Source organism: Streptomyces sp. NBC_00885, assembly GCF_045207475.1.
In the GTDB taxonomy this organism is placed as follows: Bacteria; Actinomycetota; Actinomycetes; order Streptomycetales; family Streptomycetaceae; genus Streptomyces.
On record NZ_CP108796.1, the window covers coordinates 3,092,728 to 3,112,274 of the forward strand.

The window sequence follows — 19,547 nt, forward strand, 5'->3', positions numbered from 1 at the left end:
TCCGGGAGGGAACTGACACCAGCAGTACACGGGCCGGGCAGCTCAGCGGCGTCGAGCCCATAGCGCGTGCCCATCAGGACGCACAACCACGGCAATGGCAGTCGAAGCGCCGGTCCGGAGGGCCGCGGGTGGCGCTCGCGGCAGGCCGGGACCTCGAATGCCGGGACCGACCAGGGCCGCTCAACGCACCGGGAAGCCGCAGGAGTAGCCCTGCTCCTTGAGCCAGGGAAGGATCCGGCGCAGGGCCTCGACGGTCTGGGAACGGTCCCCGCCCGCGTCGTGGAAGAGGAGCGTCGGCCCATTGGGCAGCTCCCGCTTGACGGTGGCGACGATTGCGTCCGTGCCCGGTCGTTCGAAGTCCTTGGTGTCCACGTTCCAGCCCAGCGGGCGCATCCCCCGGGAAGCGGCGAGCTCACGGCTGTGAGGGGTGAAGGCCCCGCCGGGCGCCCGGTAGTACATCGGCCGTACACCTCCGGACGCCTCGGTGATCATGCGTTCGGCGTCCTGTATCTGCTGCGACTGGTAGGCCTGGGACTTCTTGTCCATGGTGGTGTCGTGCGACACCGAGTGGTTGCACAGCCGGTGCCCGGCCGCGACCACCTTCTTCACGAGGTCCGGGTGGGCCTGCGCCTGCCTCCCCACCATGCAGAACGTGGCCTTCACCCCGTACTCCCGCAGCACGTCCAGCACTTGAGGGGTCCACACAGGGTCGGGGCCGTCGTCGATGGTGATGTTGACGCCGCGCGTCCCCTTGTCCGAGGCGTGCGCGATGGTCACCGAGACCTTTTTGACGTCACTGCCCGGCGTCGCCGACGCGGCCGCCTTGGGCGACGAGCCGCCCACGGTACCGGCCTGCGCCGTCCACACCGAGGCACCGATGGTGAGCACCGTCACCCCGAGCGCCGCCCCGACCAGCTTGCCGTACCAGCCCCGCCCGCCGCCGTGCCGTGCCATGTCCGCCCCGCCTTCGCCCAGTCCCTCGCCGATCCCCGGTCACTCTGCGACCACCTGGCAGGACGAAGGGCGGCGGCCATGGGATGCGTCCGTTACGGTTCGCGGACAATCTCGGGGGAGTTCGCGGACAACTCGGCTTGCAGCGGCCAGAACCCGGCCAGTTGGCCCGATCCCAGGGCGGCGGCCACGGTGCGCGCTGTCGTTCCACTCACCAGCAGTACTTGGACAAGGACCCGGCGGGCTCCTGCGGGATCGGGGGGACGGGCGTCAAGCCAAGTACCCCGTTCGAGACGAACTGGGGAGCGTCCTGCCCGACGGGCATGGCCCCTGCGCCGGAAGCCACTGAGGGATGGTCGCCCGCCAGCGGGCCGGGAATTCAGTTGCCTCGCCTCACCCCAAGCTGGCTAGATTCTCCGCATGGCGGACATCCAGGGCTCATACGATGACCTGTTCACTGCCGTGCCCAGCGCGCTGGCGGCATTGCTGGACGAGGGAGACGCCGGCGGCTCGGTGGCCGTCTTCGTGGATGGCCGGCCGGTGGTGGATGTCTGGGGCGGATTCACCGACGCCGACCGTACGATCCCGTGGCAGCGCGACACGATCGTCAACGTCTGGTCCGTCACCAAGACGATGACCGCGCTGTGCGCCCTGGTTCTCGCCGACCGTGGCGAACTCGACCTGGCCGCGCCGGTCGCCCAGTACTGGCCGGAGTTCGCCGCGGCGGGCAAAGAGAAGGTGCTGGTACGCCACCTGCTCGCGCACACGGCTGGCCTCCCCGACTGGGACGGGCCGGTGGCGGAGCTGTACGACTGGACGTCCGCCACGGCACGACTGGCCGGGCAGGCTCCGCAATGGGAGCCGGGCAGCGAAGCCGGATACCACTCGCTCACCCAGGGATTCCTCGTGGGCGAGGTCGTACGCCGCATCACCGGCCGGACGCTGGGCGCGTTCTTCGCCGACGAGGTTGCCGGCCCGCTGGGCGCGGACTTCCACATCGGCCTGCCCGCCGAGCACGACCACCGGGTGGCGCTCACGATCCCGCCACCGTCGCGGGACGACGGCTACGCCGCAAGTGCCCCTGCCAGCGGCGCGACTCCCGCCGCCGGGACCCCGATACGGGTCCGCGACGGGAACAGCGTGGCCTGGCGCCGTGCGCAAATCCCTGCGGCGAACGGTCTCGGCAACGCCCGCTCGGTCGCCCTCGTCCAGTCCGTGATGGCTTGCGGAGGATCGGTGCGGGGGGCGCGGCTGCTGTCGCAGGCGGGTTGTGACCGTGCCCGGGAGGAGCAGTTCAACGGCGACGACCGCGTCCTTGGCATGCCGATGCGCTGGGGTCTGGGCTACGGACTGTTCGGCAACACCTACGGGTGGGGCGGTTGGGGTGGCTCACTGGTCATGATCGACCCTGACGCCCGTATGGCAGTGGCGTACGTGACACATCAGATGCGCGAACCTGCGGACGACACTCGGGGACTGGAGATCGTCACGGCCGCGTATGACGGGCTCGTTGGTCTGCGCGCCTGATCCAACGGGTCACATGGCAGCACAGGCTCGACGGGACTGGGGTTTTTTGCCCGATCGGTGTCGCGAAGGCTGATGGGTGAGTTCCGACTTCACCCCCGAGCGGTTGGAGGGGCTGTGGCAAGAACGGCGGCCGTCGGGTCCGCCCATCGCCCACACCTTCCGCAGTACGTACGCGGACCGCTGGGTGCGCTTCCACAGCCTCCCCGAATCGAAACGCTACCCGGAGTCCGAGGACGAGTACGCGATCCTGCTGGACCGCTACAACACGATCCTCGACGAACTGTTCGCAGGCACGGACGTGTTCGTGGTGACCATGGACTGGTCGAACACACCGACCGGGCCCGCCGGCTACCCGTCACCACGACAGACGCTGCACCCCGACGGCATCCGATGGTGGACCGAGTCGGACCAAGCCGACCCCGACCCGGAGTTCCACGCCCACACACGCCTGTACGCCGACCGGCGCCCGTGGGAACGCGGCTGCGTCGACGCGCTGCTGCGCGCCGTCGCGGACGGAGCGGTCGTCGAAGTGTCCATCATCGATACGGAACTTCGACACATCCACCACCCGTACGACGGCGGCGCAGACGTCATCCTCACCACGCCAGCGGAGCTAGACCGGCTGCGCAGCCAGTACACCGCCTGGCTCTCCAGCCATCCCGCCCTCTTTGACAGAAGCGTAGGTTGCATCGGCTGCAGCCACTGCGATGTGCGTGCGGCTCGCTGGGGCGGCACTTTGAGGTGTCGTCACAAGGCTACTGGTTGCCGACCTTGTAGTCAGGGTCCACATAGCAGGGGGAGTCCAGGGTGATGTACAGGCCGTCGCGCCCGGCCTTCTCCCACTTGGACGCGTCCGGGGCTCGGGAAACGAAGTCCTCTTCCACCCTCACCGTGTGATGGAGCTTCATGTCCTCCACGTCGAGCTGCATCTGCTGGGCCTTTGAGTTGGCCTTTTCAAAGCGGTATGCCTTCCAGCCTTGCTTGGGGAGCCCTTCGTGAAGTCGCTCCAGCGCTGCGGTGAGGGCCTCCCTGGAGGGCCCGTACACCTTCCAGAAGTGCTTGACCCGGTACCCATGCTCGACCTTCTCGCACGGGGAGACATCAGGAGAACCGTTGGTGGTCTCCCCTTTGAGGCCGGAGAGATCCAGAATGAGGCTGGACTGTTTGCGCACCAGGTCCTTGGCCTCCTTGACGGGCATCTTCTCCGGTGTGTAGTCGAGTGCGTCGTTGTTCATGGCGCTGCATCCTGTCGTGGCGATCAATGCGGCGAGGGTGAGCGCGGCGAGCCGGGCCGTCCGCGACGCGATCCTGCGATGGTTGCTAGTCAGCATGTGTCACCCTGTCATACTTTCCTACGGTTACCCGGGCCTGGTTGTTGAGGCTCTCCGTGCCTTCGTCCCAGTAGCCGCTGTGGCCCCGGGATCCGTCCGTTGCGACGATCTCCGCGCCGAAGTCCGGATTGGTAGGAGTCTGGGGCTTCACGATGCTGGCCCCGTCTCCGTCGATGAACGCCGGGAGGATGTCGATGTCCAAGTCGACCGGGGCATGCTTCCAGCCACCAAGGTCAGGGACGGGGTCGCTCGTGACGAAGGGAATGTTGATGCCTCCGTACTTGTCGTCGCCGACGTAGGGAATGTGGACACCCTTGAGGTACGGGTCGCTGTCGGCCTCGGCGGCGAAGACGTGCCCCCTGGGAACGTCGAGTTCCGCGGCGGTGCCGACCTGCATGCCGGGGCTGCCGGCGACAAAGATGTCGTCGACCGGGAGAGTGCCCTGACGGGCGGCGGCGCCGATAACCGTACTGCCGTAGCTGTGGCCCGTCACTGTCAAATGGTCCTGCCCTCCCTCGTGGGAGGAGCGCAGCCCGCCCAGGAAGGTATTCAATTTGGGGCCGCCGTCGTCGGCGTACTCACTCTTCGGGGCGTCGGTCACCAGACTTTGCGGCGCGTCGTAGCCGAGCCAGGTGATGGTGGAGACACTCTCCCCTTCGGCGAGGGCGTCGCTGGCGCGCCAGAGCGTCTCCATGCGCTTGACGTCGCCTCCGATGCCCTCCAGGTTTGACGTGGTGCCCGGCACGTACACGGACGTGTGCGTGGCCGTGTCCGGGTTGCCGTTCGCGACGATCGCGTGGCCGATGCCCTTGGTGTCGAAGCCCAGCAGGTACGCCTCGGGCAGCGGGCGCTCGCCGGGCTTGTCGGACCGGCCCGTGCGGTCGAAGCGGTCCTGGATGGCATCCATGCCCGTCAATTTGGCGAGGTACGGGGCTCGCTTTTCGGACCATTCGGTCCAGGCCGGGTTTCTGTAGGTGCGACCGTGGCTGGGGTGCTTGATGTACTTTTCCGGTTCCGGGCCAATCGCATTGAGGTCCAGTTGGGTCTGCGCGCGGGTCTCGGCCAGGACCATGCGGTTGGCGTCGTCGCGGACGGTGGCCGGGATGCCGTCGAGAGCGCCGATGGATGCCGGGTAGAGGGTGGCGTACTCGTCACGCTTCTCCTGTGGCAGTTCGTTCCACCACTTGGCTTTGTCGGCAGGGGACTTGCCCTTGGGGATCTCCGATTCGGCGGCGTACTTGCCGGCCGCTTTCTGCAGGTCCCTGGTGTCGTTGGCGGCGTCGGCGAACATCGCGTCGGTGATGTCGAGGCCCTTGACGCCGTCCGGGATCTTGAGTTTGCGCAAGGCGCCCGCGTACCGGCCGTCGATCTCGTCGGCTTCCCGCAGCGCGGTAGCGATGTCCTCGGCGATCTGCTCGGCCAGGGCCTTGTTGGCGTCGCCGCCGCCCTCGGCCTTGCCGGGGATGAGGGGGATCGGGGCTCCGGGGGCGGCTGTTCCGCTACCCGATTCGGGCGTAGTGATGAGCGCCGGGGCAACGGGGTACTCGACGGAGCCGTTCGGCTGCACGGTGAAGGTCTTGGGGACATCCGCCAGCGCGTTCATGAGCTTCCGCTGCGGGGCGGCGAGTTCGGAGGCGAGCCCGTTGAGGGCCGTGCGGATCAGCCCGCACTCGGTGTGGATGTACTGGTAGTTGCGGCTGAGCCGGGTCAGGTCGCCGGTGGCGGCGTCGGCGGTCTTTCCCTTCTGGGTCTCGCGGAGCTTGCTGAGCATCTCGTTGTCGACGCGGTCCTTGGCGGCGTTGGCGCGGCTGGACACCTTGCCCCAGCCGTCCGCCGCGTCCTGGTATTCCTTGAGATCGAGCTTCTCCAGCTGCTGCCAGGTGATCACTTCGGACCCCCGGCCCTGCCCTCGAACTTCTTCCGGGTCACGACCTCGCGCTCGCCGAACTCTTTGCCCGCGCTCTTGAGGGAGCCCTCGAGGCGCTGGCACTCGTCGCGTACGGCGGTGAGTCGCACCTTCCATGAACCGAGGACCTCGCCCATCGCCGTTGTGCAGTCCAGGCCCGCGGTGCTCTTCGCCTCCACCTTGGCGGCGGTCTCCAACTCGGTCAGCGCTGAAGCGGAGGACGTGTGCAGGGCGTTTGCGACCCCGGACGCGGTGGTCCACGGGCCACCGCTCGCCTTGAGATCGGGAGCGCCGCTGTCGCCCCCACCGCCGTGCGCGTCCGCCGAGGCCAGTCTCGTTGCAGTGCGGGAGCCGGAGCTGTCGTCGCCGAACAGCGCTCCCCATTTCTCGTTGAGCGCCATGCGCCCTCCCCCGTAACAAGTGAACCAAATGCTTCAAGAACCTAACGGACGGAACTGTGTTCGTCGAACCTGGCTGGACGGGACGCTCCTTGTAATGGATGAGGAAAATGCGATGGGGGTGGGGTGACTGTGCCACGGGCGCCGGGCTGCCCAACGCCGAAGAAGGACTCGCGAGATGGCCCCGGCGCGAAGCGCCCGAGAGGCACATCGTGTGACGGCCAGGACCGAGTTCAGGACGGGGCGGCCAAGAACCTGCCAATGTCAAGACCGGGCAGTCCAGGCTGAGTCTGGAGCAGGCTCTCGACGAACCCGCTTGATTGGTCAGGCGGCAGCACCAAGACGCCCCCAGCGCGTCACATGACAACGCCGGGACGGCGGCACGGGTGTCTCGTGCCCGATCAGCGTCGCGAAGGCGGAGGGCTGACTCGACACATGAGACGACGTCGTACCGGTTGCGGCGAGCCCCATGGGGTATCGCCATCGACCTGACCGCCGAGGCGAGCCTGACCCCGTAACCGCCGGTAGGTGGCGAACTGGTCGGCGACCCGGTGTGGCTCGACCTCGCCCCCGTCCTCAACCATCCGCCCTCCGACCACTCGGGCTTGCGGATCACCGAGGATGAAGCGGCATGGTTGCGGCGCGGAGTGGCCTTGGCCGCAGGCTCCATCGCGGCCCAGAACCCGTCATTGCACACCACGGTCACAGTCCGACGAGTCCTGTTTCCCCTCACGGACTTTCAGCCTGAGGGCCTCGCCGCAGCGGTACTTGAGTGGACCGAGAAGGAGTTCGGCCTGACTTCCTACCCTGTGGAAGCAGAGTTCGATCAGCGCGCCAATCGGTACGTCTACACGTGGTAGTCGAGGACACCAGCGCTACGTGGACAAGCACCCGGCGGGGTACTGCGGGCGGTGGGACGCCTGTGAAGGTAATCGCGCCGTCGGAGACGAACTGGGGACGGTCCTGCCCGGCCGGCATCGCGCTTGCCGAGAACTGACCCCAATGGGCCCCAGCCCAGGTAGGGCGGGTCCCGGCCTTCCAAGAAGTGCTGGATGCGGAGTCGCTGCGTGTGATGCATGGGGAGGTCCGCCGAGGTCGTCGCGCATTGAAGCACGGCTGATCCCCCTAATCCGAGCCGCTAAGCGCCAGGAGCCCGGTACCGGACTTGCTCGGCTTTGCGCAGGGCATCCATTGTTTCATCAACGGTCAGGAGCACTGTCGTCTCAAACGACCTGAGCGCGCCGCCTCCGCTGATCGCCAGCGCAACCGCGGCCATCGACACGTTGTCGGGGGCCTCCCACAGGTTGTAGCCGTCGTGCGTGCCGAAGGCGTACCAGAAGCCATGGAGCTTCCCGCCGACGGACTCGATGTACGACTGAGCCGCCTGCGCGCGGTCCTCGGGACGGCCGATCAGCCTCGCCCACGTCTCCGGCGTGTAGCTGAATCTCGATAGATAGAGCGGCATCATGTCTCCCTTTCGCTCCATCAAGGGATGCCCCCGCGGGAGGGAAACGCGCCCGAGGCGGCCCGCGTATCCCCCGAACGGCGGCGGCCGATGACCGGTACGGCCACCAGCCGTCGGGTGAGCGACCCGTCCGGGCGGTGTGGAGAGCGCCGTGCTCCCGCCTGATGCTTCGACGTGCGCAGCGACGGCAGCTGGCGGCTGATCGCTTTGGCTCGCGGCGCCTCGCCTGCGCCGGTTGACCCCCTGGTGCGCTCTTGCGCCAAGCCTGACGGCCAGTCACCGTCAGAGGCTTGACGTTGCTCCACAGCGAAAGGCATGCGCAGGAGGTGGCCGTTCAGCCGGAGGCCACCATGTATAACGCTACTTCACTCATCATCTCGTTGATTGCTCTGGGCTTCTCGGGCTTGTCGCAGTTAGACAACTATGGTACGCGCGATCTGCAAGTGATATGACACTCCTCTGAAGTTGCTCTGCGCGCCACTCTGACGAGTACATCGGCATCATGTATGCGCTCGACATGGTGGACTTCCGAATAGCGCTGGGAATCTTCCATTTCCGCATCCGTCAAGTGTGGGAGACGCTCGAGCCCTACATTCGCGCCGAAAGAGTGGCCCGGCAAGCGCCGTTCCTTCCGTTCTTCGAGAACTTGTACATTCGAGCCCAGGTCGCGTCCCCGGAGGAAATTTTCCGTTCCATAGGCCTCCGCAGCACACACGGCTATGCCCTGGGCGCCTGAGCGTCGCCGCCGGAACGCACGGAGAACGGCACGCATCAGCATCGTGTCTTCTAGGCACTTCGGAGACCAACTAAGGCCGCTCCTGCCCGAGCGGCATCGCGCCCGCCGAGGATTCATTGCACTTCACCGTGAATGGCGCACAGAGCCACAGAGGGTGAGCCAGCCACTCTCCTGAACGCCCCAAACGCTTAGTTTCGGGTCAGGCGGGGCCGACTGCCCGGCCGATCCTGGCGGGCGCGGCTAGCGTGGGACGGGGCAGACGGCGCGATCGGGAGGACGGGATGGCGGCACCACCGAAGCACGCCCTCGCGAAGTGGGAGAAGGTGCGGGCCTTTGCCCTGGGGCTGCCCGGCGCCGGCGAGGAATTCCCTTGGGGCGAGACCGTCGTCAAGGTCAACAAAAAGATCTTTGTCTTTCTGGGAGTGAACGACGGCAGCTATCCGCTGGGTGTCGGCGTCAAGCTCAAGGACGAGGCGATGCACGCCCATGCCCTGTCCTGCCCGGGCGCCGAACCGTCGGGCTATGGGCTGGGGAAGGCGGGCTGGGTGCAGATCCCGCTCGCCGTGAAGGGCGCACCGTCGGCGGAGGTGCTCTTCGACTGGGTCGAGGAGAGCTACCGCACCATCGCCACGAAGAAGCTGATCGCCGAACTCGACGCCCGCTGATCGTGGCCCCCGCGCCCTGACCTGTCGCTTTGCGTGAACGGCGTACTCCCGACGGCACCCGACCGGCCACGCGGTTCTACTGGGACCGGAGTTCACCGTCGACCGAGGAGCGGATCAGCATGGCTGTTGTGTTGTCGTTGCGCTGGGCCGGTGTCACGCCCGAGCAGTACAACGCGGTTCGGGACGAGGTGCGCTGGGAAGAGAAGACGCCGGACGGGGCCGTGCTGCACGTGGCCTGGTTCGCGGGGGGCGGGTTGCCGGTCACCGACGTATGGAACAGCCAAGGGGAGTTCGAGCGCTTCTTCGCCGAGCGGCTCGCGCCCGCTGTCCAGAAGGCCGGCATCGCAGGGCAGCCCGAGACCCAGTTCACGCCGCTCCACCGGCGCTTCGTGGCGCCCGGCGTCAGCGGTTCGGCCTGAGCGCTGGTTCCCTGAGCTGTCCGTCGAACGCGCGCGTACCGGCTCGGATCCGGGCGGGGCGATCCAATGAGGCCGGACAGCCTGGATGCGGTCACTGATCGCCCACGACCACTAACGAATGGTCTGGATTCGCGCGGTCGCAGTCGCCACAGCCACCGGTCTGTCGTCAGGGCCGATGAGCTCACCGGCGAGAAAGCACACGTCCTTGCCGCGCTGCACAATCCGTCCCCGCCCCGTCAGCCGTCCGGGACGGGCGGGGCGCAGGAACTGAACATGCAGATCGAGCGTCGGCGCGAACTGGTTCTCCGGCAACGTCGCGACCAGCGCAGGCCCCAGAGTGTCGTCGAGCATCGCGGCCAGGAACCCGCCCTGGATCACGCCGACGGGGTTCGCGAACTGATCGCCCGCCAGAAACGCCACCTCGATGGTCCCCTGCTCCGGATCCACATCGACCAGCTCCCAGCCGAGAAGCACCGCTGCAGGTGGCGGTGGGACCCGGCCTGCCTGCACGTCCCAGAACAACCCACGCCTTTGCGTATCCATCTCCATGAGCCACATTGAACAGGCCGCCACTGACAGCCTCGGGAGGCGGCTTCTCGCCGTTAGGGTTTGCGCCGTGGGGATCAGTGAACAGGCGGAGAGCGTCCGGCGTGACGCAGGCGAGCGGGACGCATCACCCCGGTGGCGCGTCCCGCTCGTCGCGCGCGTGCCGGTGGTCGCACGCGTTCCGCTCGTCTCGATCGCCGTCGTCGTGCCGCTCTACGCCCTGTGGGCGTTCTGGCTCGCCACCGGCGGTGGCGATCTGGCCGCGCAGCTCGCCTGGGCCGGCTTCATGGAGCGGCATCCCGCCTCCGCGTACAACCTCTCCTGGTACGGCGGCACCCACACCGCCAACTACAGCCTCCTCGCTCCCCCGCTGATGGCCGTCTTCGGCGTACGCGCCGTGTCCGTGGCCGCCGGGCTTGCCGGGACCTGGGTGCTGGCCCGTCTGTTCGTACGCAGCCAAGTGCCGCGGCCGGTCTGGCCCGCCGTTCTCGGGGCGGTGGCGCTCTGGTGCAACGTCGCCTCCGGTCGTACGACCTTCGCGCTGGGCGTCGCGATCGGGCTGCTCGCGCTGCTGTACGTACGCAGGACCGCCGTCGCGGCGCTGTGCACGACGCTGGCGGCGATGGCCAGTCCCGTCGCGGGGCTGTTCCTGGTGGTGGCGGGGGCGGCGTATCTGCTGGACCGGCAGTGGCGCAAGGCTGCCGCGCTCGTGCTGCCGCCGTTCGTCGTGGTGGGCGTGGTGACGCTGCTGTTCCCCTTCCAGGGCGAGCAGCCCATGGCGACGGGCAAGCTGTGGATGCCGCTGGCCGCGTCGGCGGCGGTCGCCGTCGCCGCGCCGCGCGGGCGTGAGTGGCGGGTGGTGCGCTACGGGGCTGCCGTGTACGGCCTCGGCGTCGTCCTGACCTATCTCATCGCCTCGCCGATCGGTACGAACGTCGAGCGTCTCGTCGGTCTCGTCGGACCGCCGGTGCTGCTGGCCGCCGTGCTCACCGCAGGGCTCGGCAGGTTCCTGCGCGCCGTTCTCGCGGCCGCCCTCGCCCTCAACACGTACTGGCTGATCGACAAGACCAACGACGACCTGCTGGTCTCCAACGACGTGCCCGCGTGGGCGGCGCACACCGACGGTGTCGTACGGGAACTGGAAAGGCTGGGCGTCGGCCGCACCCGGGTCGAGGTCGTCCCCGCCCGCAATCACCGCGAGGCGTCCCTCCTCGCCCCGCACATCAACATGGCGCGCGGCTGGAACCGCCAGCTCGACGTGGAGCGCGGGCGGTTGTTCTACGACGGGTCGCTGACCCCGGCGACGTACCGCCAGTGGCTCGACCGGTGGGCGGTCGGCCTGGTGGTGCTGCACCACGGGCGTCCCGACGGGCCCGCGGAGGCCGAGGCGGCGATCGTCAGGAGCGGGCCCGGCTGGCTGGAGCGGGTGTGGCAGGACGAGGGCTGGTCGGTCTACCGGGTGCGGGACGCCGTTCCGCTCGTGTCCTCCCCGGCGACGGTGGTGCGAGGCGACGACGCGGAGCTGGTGGTACGGATGCCGGCGGCCGGGTCGGTGAGGGTGCGGGTGGCGTACTCCCCGTGGCTGCGGGCGCGGGGGGCGTGCCTGCGGCAGGAGGGCGAGTGGACGCGGCTCACGGTGCCACGGGCCGGTGAGTACCGGTTGGACTCGCCCTACCGCCTGTCGCGCTCCGCCGACTCGGACTGCTGAACGCGGTGGTCAGCTCACCGCGGACTGCTCCCGCCTCAGCCGGTCCGCGGTGACCGACGCGTCGTACCCGGGAGCCACGCCCTCGACCAGGACCACGTCGCCCGCCATGTGCCGCGTGCGCAGCGGCACAAGCTCCTGATACGCCTCGGATTCGTACCAGCCGCGCGCCTCGTCCATCCCCGGGAAGCCGATGATGACGAGAGCGCCCGGCCATGCGCCCTCGCGGACCTCGACGCTCGCACCGTGGACGAGGAAACGGCCGCCGAAGGGGTCGAGCGTGGACTGGATCCGCTCCATGTAGACGAAGATCTCGTCGTCGAGGTGGGGGGAGGGAAGCAGATGGCCGACGGCGTAGGCGTTCATGATGTCCTCCTGGTGCGTGCTGATTTCGGATGTCCTCGATCCTGCCGGGAGCCTGGAACAGCGTCGATTACGCCCGAGGTAATCAGCGGGAGCCCGCCGGACTGGGTCAGAGCTTGGCCTGGAAGACCGCGGCCGTCCGCTCGCGCCGGTAGCCGAGCTGCTCGTTGACCGCCAGCATCGGCCCGTTGTCGTCGGCGACGCTCGTCGCGATCTCCCGTACGCCGGGCTGCGCGAGGCTCACCGCCCCCAGCATGTGCCGCTTGACCGCACGGCCGAGCCCGCGGCCCCGGTGGTCCGGGGTGACCACCGTGTCGTACTGGACGGCGCGCACGTCCGACGGGTCGCGCAGGACCAGTTCGGTGTACGCGGCGACGTCACCGCTCGCCGCGTGGAGCACCGCCGAGGACAGGATCACCCCGCCCCGGTCCAGGATCACCTGCGCGGCCGCCCGCACCCTGTCGGCGTCCCACGGGGTCACCTGCTCGTCCATGTCGCCGCTCGGGGCGTCCTCCATGGCGTTGTGCGCCGCGGCGAACGCGTCCGCGTGGGTGTCTGGCACGACGCCCGGCCACTGGGCGTACGCATAGCCCTCGGGGAGCTCCGGCGGCCGCGGGTGCGCTTCGAGCGCGTCGCGCACGTTCTGGACGTACCACCCGAGCGGCAGCACATTCTCGAAGCCGAGCCGGGTCGCGAACTTCTCGCCCGCGCCACCGAGTTCAAGCATCGTGGAGACCGAGGTCCGCCCATCGGCGGTGAGTTCGGCGCGCACCGCCTCCCAGAGCGCGGCGCCGACACCGCGGCGTCTGGCCCTCGGGTGCACGGCGAGCACGTCGAGGAAGGCGGTGTGCCGGTTGCCCTCGTCCGTGAACAGCAGCAGCGCGGCCACGCCGTCGTACGCGCCGTCCGGCGCCGTGGCCGCGAGACGGACGGTACGCCCGTGCACCGATGACAGGCTGAGCTTCCCCTCGGTCTCGACCCGCCCGAGCGCGGGCACTGAGGCCAGAAGGTCCTGGCGGTGGGCCGCGGTGACCACGTCGTGCCAGGCGTCGACGGCGGTCGCGGGCGGCGGGACGGCGAGAGGGGTGATCGTCATAGCCGGGACGGTACGGGCCCGTCCGAGCGCGCGCAGGCCAATTTCGACGTCCCCAGCGGCAGAGGAAGGCGGCGGCACCCCGGGGGGTGCCGCCGCCTTCGTACGCGTCGTGGGTCAGACGGCGGAGCCGGCCTTCCAGGCGCTCCAGCTCATGTTCCAGCCGTTGAGGCCGTTGTCGGGCGAGATGGTCTTGTCCTGGGAGTTCTTCACGACGACGACGTCACCGACGATCGAGTTGTTGAACAGCCAGGCGGCGGGCTGGTTCGGGTCGCCCGCGCCCTTGACGTCGTTGAGGCCGACACAGCCGTGGCTGGTGTTGGCGCTGCCGAAGATCGAGTCGGCGCCCCAGTAGTTGCCGTGGATGAACGTGCCCGACGTGGACAGCCGCATCGCGTGCGGGACGTCCTTGATGTCGTACTCGCCCTTGCCGTCCTTCTTCTTGAAGCCGACCGTCGAGCCGTCCATCCGCGTCTCCTTGAACTTCTCGGAGATCACCATCTGACCGTTGTAGGTCGGGTTGTCGGGGGCACCGGCGGAGATCGGGATCGTCTTGATCGTCTTGCCGTCCTGGGTGACCGTCATCGTCTTCGCCGAGGCGTCGACGGTCGAGACCTGGTTGCGGCCGATCTTGAAGGTGACGGTCTTCTGCTGGACACCGAAGACGCCGTCCGCGCCCTCGACGCCGTCCAGGTTCAGCTTGAGGGTGACGGTCGAGCCCTCCTGCCAGTACTGGTCGGGGCGGAAGTCGAGACGCTGCCCGTTGAACCAGTGGCCGACGACCTCCTGGCCGCTGCTCGACGTCACCTTGATCCCGGACTGGACGGCCTTCTTGTCGGTGATCGCCTTGTTGAAGGTGACGGACACCGGCATACCGACGCCGACGGTGGAACCGTCCTCGGGCGTGAAGTTGCCGATGAAGCTGTTGTCGGGCGAGACCGTGGTGAAGGAGGAGTTCTCGTGAGCCTCCAGGCCGGCAGCGTCCTTGGCCGAGGCAGTGATCTTGTACGTGGTGGAACGGTCGAGCTGCTCGTCCGGCTTCCAGCTCTTGCCGTCGGCGGCCAGCGTGCCCTTGACGCTCTTGCCGTCGGCGGTGGCCATCGTGACCTGGGTGAGGGTGCCTTCACTGACGGTGACCTTGGCGGCGTTGTTGATGCTCGCGTTGGTCGCGCCGTTCTTGGGCGAGATGGCTATTCGGGCCTTCGAAGCGTCCTTCGCAGCGGCCTCGTCGACCTGAGCCTGCGATTTCTTCGAGCCGTCGGCGCCGCCCTTGTCCCCGTCGCCGCTGCAGGCGGATATGACCAGCACGCCGCCGAGCACCGCGGACGCGGCCATGAGGGCCCTGCGCCGCTTGCTGTCCGTCATCACACGCTTCTCCATCGTCGCCGATTCCCCTGACCAACTGCTGAAACACTCATTCCGGGCCACCCGGTTCCACATCCGGCGGGGATGTGGCATACACCACTCACCGACTCCCACCGACGCAGCGGTGGCCCCGCCGGTTGCAGTACGGCACGAAGACGGCCGGGCTCAGGTTCACCGGCCTGACGATCCGGGCCCTTTCACCGGCCGGCCGCGGAGGTTACGGCCGCGCGCCGTCAGGGCTCTCGTCGCTCTCGTCATCGTCGTAGTCCCCATCTTCCTCGTCGAGGTCCCACTCCTTTGCATCGGGGTCGTACTCGATCTGCTCACTGCTCCAGGATGCCTGCGCGAGATCGACCCCCGGAACCTCGCTGACCAGGTCGAAGGGATCCACGAGATACGCGATGGCCTCAGCCTCGTCCTCGCGCACCGCCGAGCGTGCGTGCGCACGCTCCTCGTCCGGCATGAACTCGTCGGCCGCGATGCGCTCGAGCGCCGCGCCGGTCAGCGCCTCCGGCTCGGCGATCTCCAGCACCAATTCCACCCGCAGCCGCACATAACGTGATGTCTCAGAAGAGGTCATACGACGGAGGGTAGAGCGCACGGTCACCCGGCTTTCCCACGACCCGCTGCTTTCACTAGCATCAGCGCACCGGCCAATTCTTGGATGCCTCAAGGGGGATCGAGTCCGTGTCCGTCGCACGTCGACCGCTTCTTACCGCCACTGCCGCAGGGACTCTGCTGTGTGCGCTGTGGTTCGTCCCCTCGGCGAATGCCACGGCCGAGACGGAAGCGGGGCCGAGACAGCAGACCGGCGCGCAGGCGTCGGCGCAGGGGCTGGCTCTCGCCGACACGGGCACGGTGGACACCACGCCGTATCTGATCGGCGGCACGGCGTTCCTGGGTATCGGCGTGGGCTTCGTGACGTACTCGGTGCGCCGCCCTCAGTCGTCGGCGGGGCTGCGATGAGCCACGCCGACGACTGATTTACCGGTGCCAGGGCGTCCGGCTGCGGTTCGCCCGCGAAACCACCCACCGGACAGCAACCACCAACGCCCCCTGGCCCACGTTCACCGCGAACCCGGTGACTTAGGTGTACTGCCCAGGGACGTTGGTCAACCTGGTGATGGGTGGTTTGCCGCTGGTTGCGGTGTGGGGGCGGTGGTGATTGTAGTGATGGAGCCAGGCCGGCAGGGCTTTGCGGCGGGCTGATTCGCTGGAGTAGAAGCGGCCAAGAGCCCAGCCGTCGGCCAGGGTGCGGTGGAAGCGTTCGACCTTGCCATTGGTCTGTGGCCGGTAGGGCCGGGTCTTCTTCGGCGTGATTCCCAGCTCGGTGCAGGCCTGTGTCCAGTGCCGGGAGCGGTAGGCCGAGCCGTTGTCGGTGAGCACCCGCTCGACCCTCACGCCGCGGGCGGCGAACCAGTCGACCGCGCGTCGCAGGACACCGACCGCCGTGGCGGCTTTCTCGTCGTCGCAGATCTCGGCGTAGGCGACCCGGGAATGATCGTCGACGACGGTGTGGACGAACGCGGTGCCCAGCAGCGGTCCGCGGTACTTGTTGCGGGGCCTGTCCGGGGTCGCGGCGCGGTTCCTGCGGCCCTGGACGCGTCCGACGTAGCGCCAGCCGCCGCCGTCGGGAACGTTCCCGAGCTTCTTCACGTCGATGTGGAGCATCGCGCCGGGATGGTCGTGTTCGTAGCGGCGGACCGGCTCGCCGGTGGCGCGGTCGATGTGCGAGAGCCGGTTGATCCGGCACCGGGTCAGGACCGCGTGCACGGTGGAGGCAGGCATGCCGAGCCGTCCGGCGATCTGGACCGGGCCCAGACGCTGCTTCCAGCGCAGGTGCACGATCTTGCGGACCTGCGGCTGCGTGGTTCGGGCAGGACTGCGGTGCGGCCGTGAGGACCGGTCGCCCATGGCCTGGGCACCGGACTCGGCGTAACGGACGGCCCACCGCTTCGCGGTCGGCCAGGACACGTCATAACGCTCGGCCGCACGAGCGACCGGCCACCCGTCATCAACAATCAGACGCGCCAGGCGAAGACGGGCACGAGGAGTCAAAGCAGCGTTAGCGTGAGACACGAAGGCCTCCAGGTTGGCGGAGCGGTTCCTAGACAGCTCCACTCCACAACCGGAGGCCTTCGCCATCTCACAGATTCAGACCGTGTCGTCGCACAAACTCAACCAACCTGCCCGGGCAGTACACTTAGGCCAGCGGCCCCGTCACGGGCTCGACGGCCGCGATGAGCTTTCCGTCCCGGACGAACGCGTCCGCCGCCTCCAGGTCGGGCGCGAGGAAACGGTCCGGGCCGGGGCCCTCGACGCCCGCGGCGCGCAGGGCACCGATCGCGGCCTGCGAGGCGGGCGCGGGGGTCAGGTGGCGGCGCAGCTCGATGGCGCGGGTCGCGGCGTAGAGCTCCACCGCGAGGATCCGGTTCAGGTTGCCGACGGCCGTACGCAGCTTGCGCGCGGCGGACCAGCCCATCGAGACGTGGTCCTCCTGCATCGCCGACGACGGGATCGAGTCGGCGGAGGCCGGCACGGCGAGCCGCTTCATCTCGCTGACCAGGGCGGCCTGGGTGTACTGGGCGATCATCAGACCCGAGTCCACACCGGCGTCGTCGGCGAGGAACGGCGGCAGGCCGTGCGAGCGGTTCTTGTCGAGCAGCCGGTCCGTACGCCGCTCCGCGATGGATCCGAGATCCGCGGCGGCGATGGCCAGGAAGTCCAGGACGTACGCCACGGGGGCGCCGTGGAAGTTGCCGTTGGACTCCACGCGCCCATCGGGCAGGACGACCGGGTTGTCGACGGCCGAGGCGAGCTCGCGGTCGGCGACCAGGCGGGCGTGGGCGAGGGTGTCGCGTCCGGCGCCGGCGACCTGCGGGGCGCAGCGCACCGAGTACGCGTCCTGGACGCGCGGGGCCTCTTCCTCCTGGAAGTGGCCGACGAGCCCGGAGCCCTTGAGTACGGCGCTCATGTTCGCCGCGGCGACGCCCTGGCCGGGGTGCGGGCGGATGGCGTGCAGCTCGGGTGCGAGGACCTTGTCGGTGCCGAGCAGCGCCTCCAGCGACAGCGCGGCGGTGATGTCGGCGGTGACGTAGAGGCGCTGGAGGTCGGCGAGGGCCATGACCAGCATGCCGAGCATGCCGTCGGTGCCGTTGAGGAGGGCCAGGCCCTCCTTCTCGCGGAGCACGACGGGCGTGATGCCGTGCTCGGCGAGCAGCTCGCCCGCGGGCCTGACGGTGCCGTCGGGGCCCTCGGCGTCGCCCTCGCCCATGAGGGTCAGCGCGCAGTGGGACAGCGGCGCGAGGTCGCCGGAGCAGCCGAGGGAGCCGTACTCGTGGACGACGGGCGTGATCCCGGCGTTCAGTACGTCGGCCATGGTCTGGGCGACCTCTGGGCGTACGCCGGTGTGGCCGGAGGCCACGGTCTTCAGGCGCAGGAACATCAGCGCGCGGACGACCTCGCGCTCGACGCGCGGGCCCATGCCCGCGGCGTGCGAGCGGACGATGTTGCGCTGGAGCTGGGCGCGGAGCTCGGGGCTGATGTGCCGGCTGGCGAGTGCGCCGAATCCGGTGGAGACCCCGTAGACGGGCTCGGGCTTGGCGGCGAGGGCGTCCACGATTCCGCGGGCGGCGGCGAGGGCGGCGACTGCCTCCTCGGAGAGCTCGATACGGGCGCCCTCGCGGGCCACGGCGATGACGTCTTCGGCGGTGGTACCGGACGTCCCCACCACGACTGTGTGCATATCCATATTCAGCAGCGTACGGATTGAATCGGAACCTGTCACTAGTGGCGGCCGGGTTGACCCCTTACGCGCTCACCGGGCCCGCCAGTCGGACTCACGGCTCGCTCCAGGGTTCCGGGGCGTCCTCGGGCCTGGCTGCCCGGAACGTGCGGCGCTCGTGCCTGGAGCGGGGCGGGGAGTCCGCGAGGCGCAGCACCGTGCCGTCGCGGCCCGCGACGACGGGTTTCGGGGAGCGGGCCGCCTTCGCGCGGTACTGGGCCGCGTCCGCGAGCCGGAACAGACGGCGGGCCGAGCGCACCTGCCCGATCGGGTCGCCGGTGGACGCGACCCCGCAGGCGACACCCTCACCCATCTCCAACTCGCCCGCCCGTACACAGAGTTCGTCGGCGGCATGGACCACCTCGTCCGCGGTCGGGCCGACCGAGAGCAGACAGAACTCGTCCCCGCCGAGACGGGCCGCCAGCGCGCCGGGGAGCATCGCCCCGCACAGCGAGAGCACCGAGCCGAAGCGTTCGAGCAGCCGGTCGCCGACGGCGTGGCCGTGGGTGTCGTTCACCTGCTTGAGGCCGTTGAGGTCGCACACCACCAGGCTGACGACCGAGCCGTCCACGCGGTGGCGCTCCAGCGCCTCGTCGAGCCTTATGTCGACGGCGCGGCGGTTGGCGAGGCCCGTCAGGGGGTCCGTGAAGGCCAGCCTGCGGACCTCTTCCAGCCGCTCGGTCTGGGCGATCCCGGCCGCCACCACGGAGGCGATCACGGTCGCGAAGTCCGCGTCGTCCCGGTCGAAGACGGGCCGGCCGGCCGCGCGTGCCACATACAGCTCGCCCCATGCCCGCCCGTGCAGCACGATGGGCGCGACCACACAGCAGCCGCGCCCGCGCCTGCGCAGCGCGGCCACGCGCTGATGGGAGTAGCCGATCTCGCCCGAGACCGGGCCGTCGACGGTCTCCACCCAGGCGTCGGGCTCGCCACCGCCGGCCCACTGCTCGTGCAGAAACTCCGTGATCTCCGGGAAGCGGTTGACCGGATATGTCTCGGATTCGGGGAACTCCTCCTCCCCGGCGGCGCGTTCGCCGGCGTTCACGAGCACCTTGAGACGTCCGAGCTCACGCTCCCACACGGACAGCGCCGCGAAGGAGCCGGAGAGCGCGTCGCACGCGCCGAGCGCCGCGGCGCGCCATGACTCGCGCGGGGTACGCGCGCAAGCCATTGCCTGCGCCAGCGCCACTACGGCTCGCAGCCGCCGATCCTCAGCCATCATCCCAGCTTAGGGCTGGTTTGCCTGATGTGATCAGTTGACGTGACCCGGGTCCCTGCGAGCTCTGGCGCGGG

20 protein-coding genes and 2 pseudogenes are annotated in these 19,547 nt (G+C 69.0%); 8 read left to right on the forward strand and 14 right to left on the reverse strand.

The window, feature by feature from the left end; all coding sequences use genetic code 11:
• Positions 1 to 180: 180 nt before the first annotated feature.
• Positions 181 to 954, reverse strand: coding sequence for a polysaccharide deacetylase family protein (locus OHA61_RS13645; RefSeq protein WP_406303280.1), 774 nt, complete (start codon positions 952 to 954; stop codon positions 181 to 183).
• Between the two features lie 209 nt (positions 955 to 1,163).
• On the opposite strand from OHA61_RS13645, the pseudogene OHA61_RS13650 reads away from it, so the two are divergent.
• From OHA61_RS13650 to OHA61_RS13660, 3 genes and pseudogenes are all read left to right on the forward strand, one after another.
• Positions 1,164 to 1,292, forward strand: a pseudogene (locus OHA61_RS13650) (peptide-methionine (S)-S-oxide reductase); the annotation flags it as partial.
• Between the two features lie 79 nt (positions 1,293 to 1,371).
• On the forward strand, positions 1,372 to 2,478 hold the full coding sequence (locus tag OHA61_RS13655; protein ID WP_406303281.1) for a serine hydrolase domain-containing protein: 1,107 nt from the start codon (positions 1,372 to 1,374) through the stop codon (positions 2,476 to 2,478).
• Positions 2,479 to 2,554: 76 nt separating this feature from the next.
• Positions 2,555 to 3,289 (forward strand): hypothetical protein, encoded by a 735-nt coding sequence (locus OHA61_RS13660; RefSeq protein ID WP_406303282.1) that lies wholly within the window; start codon positions 2,555 to 2,557, stop codon positions 3,287 to 3,289.
• Here the strand turns inward: OHA61_RS13660 and OHA61_RS13665 are convergent.
• The 5 genes and pseudogenes from OHA61_RS13665 to OHA61_RS13685 form a co-directional block, all read right to left on the reverse strand.
• Positions 3,234 to 3,809 (reverse strand): hypothetical protein, encoded by a 576-nt coding sequence (locus tag OHA61_RS13665; RefSeq protein WP_406303283.1) that lies wholly within the window; start codon positions 3,807 to 3,809, stop codon positions 3,234 to 3,236. The genes OHA61_RS13660 and OHA61_RS13665 overlap by 56 nt on opposite strands.
• Positions 3,799 to 5,697: an alpha/beta hydrolase gene (locus OHA61_RS13670; protein ID WP_406303284.1), complete on the reverse strand. Its 1,899-nt coding sequence runs from the start codon at positions 5,695 to 5,697 to the stop codon at positions 3,799 to 3,801. The genes OHA61_RS13665 and OHA61_RS13670 overlap by 11 nt, the downstream gene beginning before the upstream one ends.
• Positions 5,694 to 6,116 (reverse strand): hypothetical protein, encoded by a 423-nt coding sequence (locus OHA61_RS13675; protein ID WP_406303285.1) that lies wholly within the window; start codon positions 6,114 to 6,116, stop codon positions 5,694 to 5,696. Before OHA61_RS13675 ends, OHA61_RS13670 begins: the two co-directional genes overlap by 4 nt.
• Before the next feature lie 1,009 nt (positions 6,117 to 7,125).
• A pseudogene (locus OHA61_RS13680) lies at positions 7,126 to 7,197 on the reverse strand (DNA mismatch repair protein MutT); the annotation flags it as partial.
• Positions 7,198 to 7,251: 54 nt separating this feature from the next.
• A complete protein-coding gene (locus tag OHA61_RS13685) occupies positions 7,252 to 7,578 on the reverse strand; it encodes a GYD domain-containing protein (RefSeq protein WP_406307346.1) in 327 nt (108 codons plus the stop codon).
• Between the two features lie 502 nt (positions 7,579 to 8,080).
• On the opposite strand from OHA61_RS13685, the gene OHA61_RS13690 reads away from it, so the two are divergent.
• The 3 genes from OHA61_RS13690 (at position 8,081) to OHA61_RS13700 (ending at position 9,398) form a co-directional block, all read left to right on the forward strand.
• Entirely contained in the window at positions 8,081 to 8,314 is a 234-nt protein-coding gene (locus tag OHA61_RS13690; RefSeq protein WP_406303286.1) for a hypothetical protein, read from the forward strand.
• Positions 8,315 to 8,595: 281 nt separating this feature from the next.
• Positions 8,596 to 8,979: an MmcQ/YjbR family DNA-binding protein gene (locus OHA61_RS13695; protein ID WP_389371554.1), complete on the forward strand. Its 384-nt coding sequence runs from the start codon at positions 8,596 to 8,598 to the stop codon at positions 8,977 to 8,979.
• Positions 8,980 to 9,098: 119 nt separating this feature from the next.
• On the forward strand, positions 9,099 to 9,398 hold the full coding sequence (locus tag OHA61_RS13700; protein ID WP_406303287.1) for a hypothetical protein: 300 nt from the start codon (positions 9,099 to 9,101) through the stop codon (positions 9,396 to 9,398).
• A 111-nt stretch (positions 9,399 to 9,509) separates the two neighbouring features.
• On the opposite strand, the gene OHA61_RS13705 is transcribed toward OHA61_RS13700, so the two are convergent.
• Entirely contained in the window at positions 9,510 to 9,947 is a 438-nt protein-coding gene (locus tag OHA61_RS13705; protein ID WP_406303288.1) for a PaaI family thioesterase, read from the reverse strand.
• Positions 9,948 to 10,104: 157 nt separating this feature from the next.
• On the opposite strand from OHA61_RS13705, the gene OHA61_RS13710 reads away from it, so the two are divergent.
• Positions 10,105 to 11,652 (forward strand): glycosyltransferase family 87 protein, encoded by a 1,548-nt coding sequence (locus OHA61_RS13710; RefSeq protein WP_406307347.1) that lies wholly within the window; start codon positions 10,105 to 10,107, stop codon positions 11,650 to 11,652.
• A gap of 9 nt (positions 11,653 to 11,661) precedes the next feature.
• Here OHA61_RS13710 and OHA61_RS13715 read toward each other — a convergent pair whose 3' ends face one another.
• The 4 genes from OHA61_RS13715 to OHA61_RS13730 all read right to left on the reverse strand — a co-directional run bounded on the left by OHA61_RS13715 (position 11,662) and on the right by OHA61_RS13730 (position 15,050).
• Positions 11,662 to 12,015, reverse strand: coding sequence for a DUF1330 domain-containing protein (locus OHA61_RS13715; protein WP_406303289.1), 354 nt, complete (start codon positions 12,013 to 12,015; stop codon positions 11,662 to 11,664).
• 106 nt (positions 12,016 to 12,121) lie between these two features.
• Entirely contained in the window at positions 12,122 to 13,108 is a 987-nt protein-coding gene (locus OHA61_RS13720; protein ID WP_406303290.1) for a GNAT family N-acetyltransferase, read from the reverse strand.
• A gap of 114 nt (positions 13,109 to 13,222) precedes the next feature.
• Positions 13,223 to 14,485, reverse strand: a complete 1,263-nt coding sequence (locus tag OHA61_RS13725) for an Ig-like domain-containing protein (RefSeq protein ID WP_406303291.1) — start codon at positions 14,483 to 14,485, stop codon at positions 13,223 to 13,225.
• A gap of 202 nt (positions 14,486 to 14,687) precedes the next feature.
• Positions 14,688 to 15,050, reverse strand: a complete 363-nt coding sequence (locus tag OHA61_RS13730) for a hypothetical protein (RefSeq protein WP_406303292.1) — start codon at positions 15,048 to 15,050, stop codon at positions 14,688 to 14,690.
• 107 nt (positions 15,051 to 15,157) lie between these two features.
• On the opposite strand from OHA61_RS13730, the gene OHA61_RS13735 reads away from it, so the two are divergent.
• Positions 15,158 to 15,436 carry a hypothetical protein gene (locus OHA61_RS13735; protein WP_406303293.1) on the forward strand — a complete coding sequence of 93 codons (279 nt, stop codon included), beginning with the start codon at positions 15,158 to 15,160 and terminating at the stop codon, positions 15,434 to 15,436.
• Between the two features lie 120 nt (positions 15,437 to 15,556).
• Here OHA61_RS13735 and OHA61_RS13740 read toward each other — a convergent pair whose 3' ends face one another.
• The 3 genes from OHA61_RS13740 to OHA61_RS13750 form a co-directional block, all read right to left on the reverse strand.
• Positions 15,557 to 16,549 (reverse strand): IS481 family transposase, encoded by a 993-nt coding sequence (locus OHA61_RS13740; RefSeq protein WP_406303294.1) that lies wholly within the window; start codon positions 16,547 to 16,549, stop codon positions 15,557 to 15,559.
• Between the two features lie 124 nt (positions 16,550 to 16,673).
• Positions 16,674 to 18,215 (reverse strand): histidine ammonia-lyase, encoded by a 1,542-nt coding sequence (gene hutH, locus OHA61_RS13745; protein WP_406307348.1) that lies wholly within the window; start codon positions 18,213 to 18,215, stop codon positions 16,674 to 16,676.
• 94 nt (positions 18,216 to 18,309) lie between these two features.
• Complete coding sequence (locus OHA61_RS13750) at positions 18,310 to 19,476, reverse strand: diguanylate cyclase domain-containing protein (RefSeq protein WP_406303295.1); 1,167 nt, start codon at positions 19,474 to 19,476, stop codon at positions 18,310 to 18,312.
• Positions 19,477 to 19,547 lie beyond the last annotated feature (71 nt).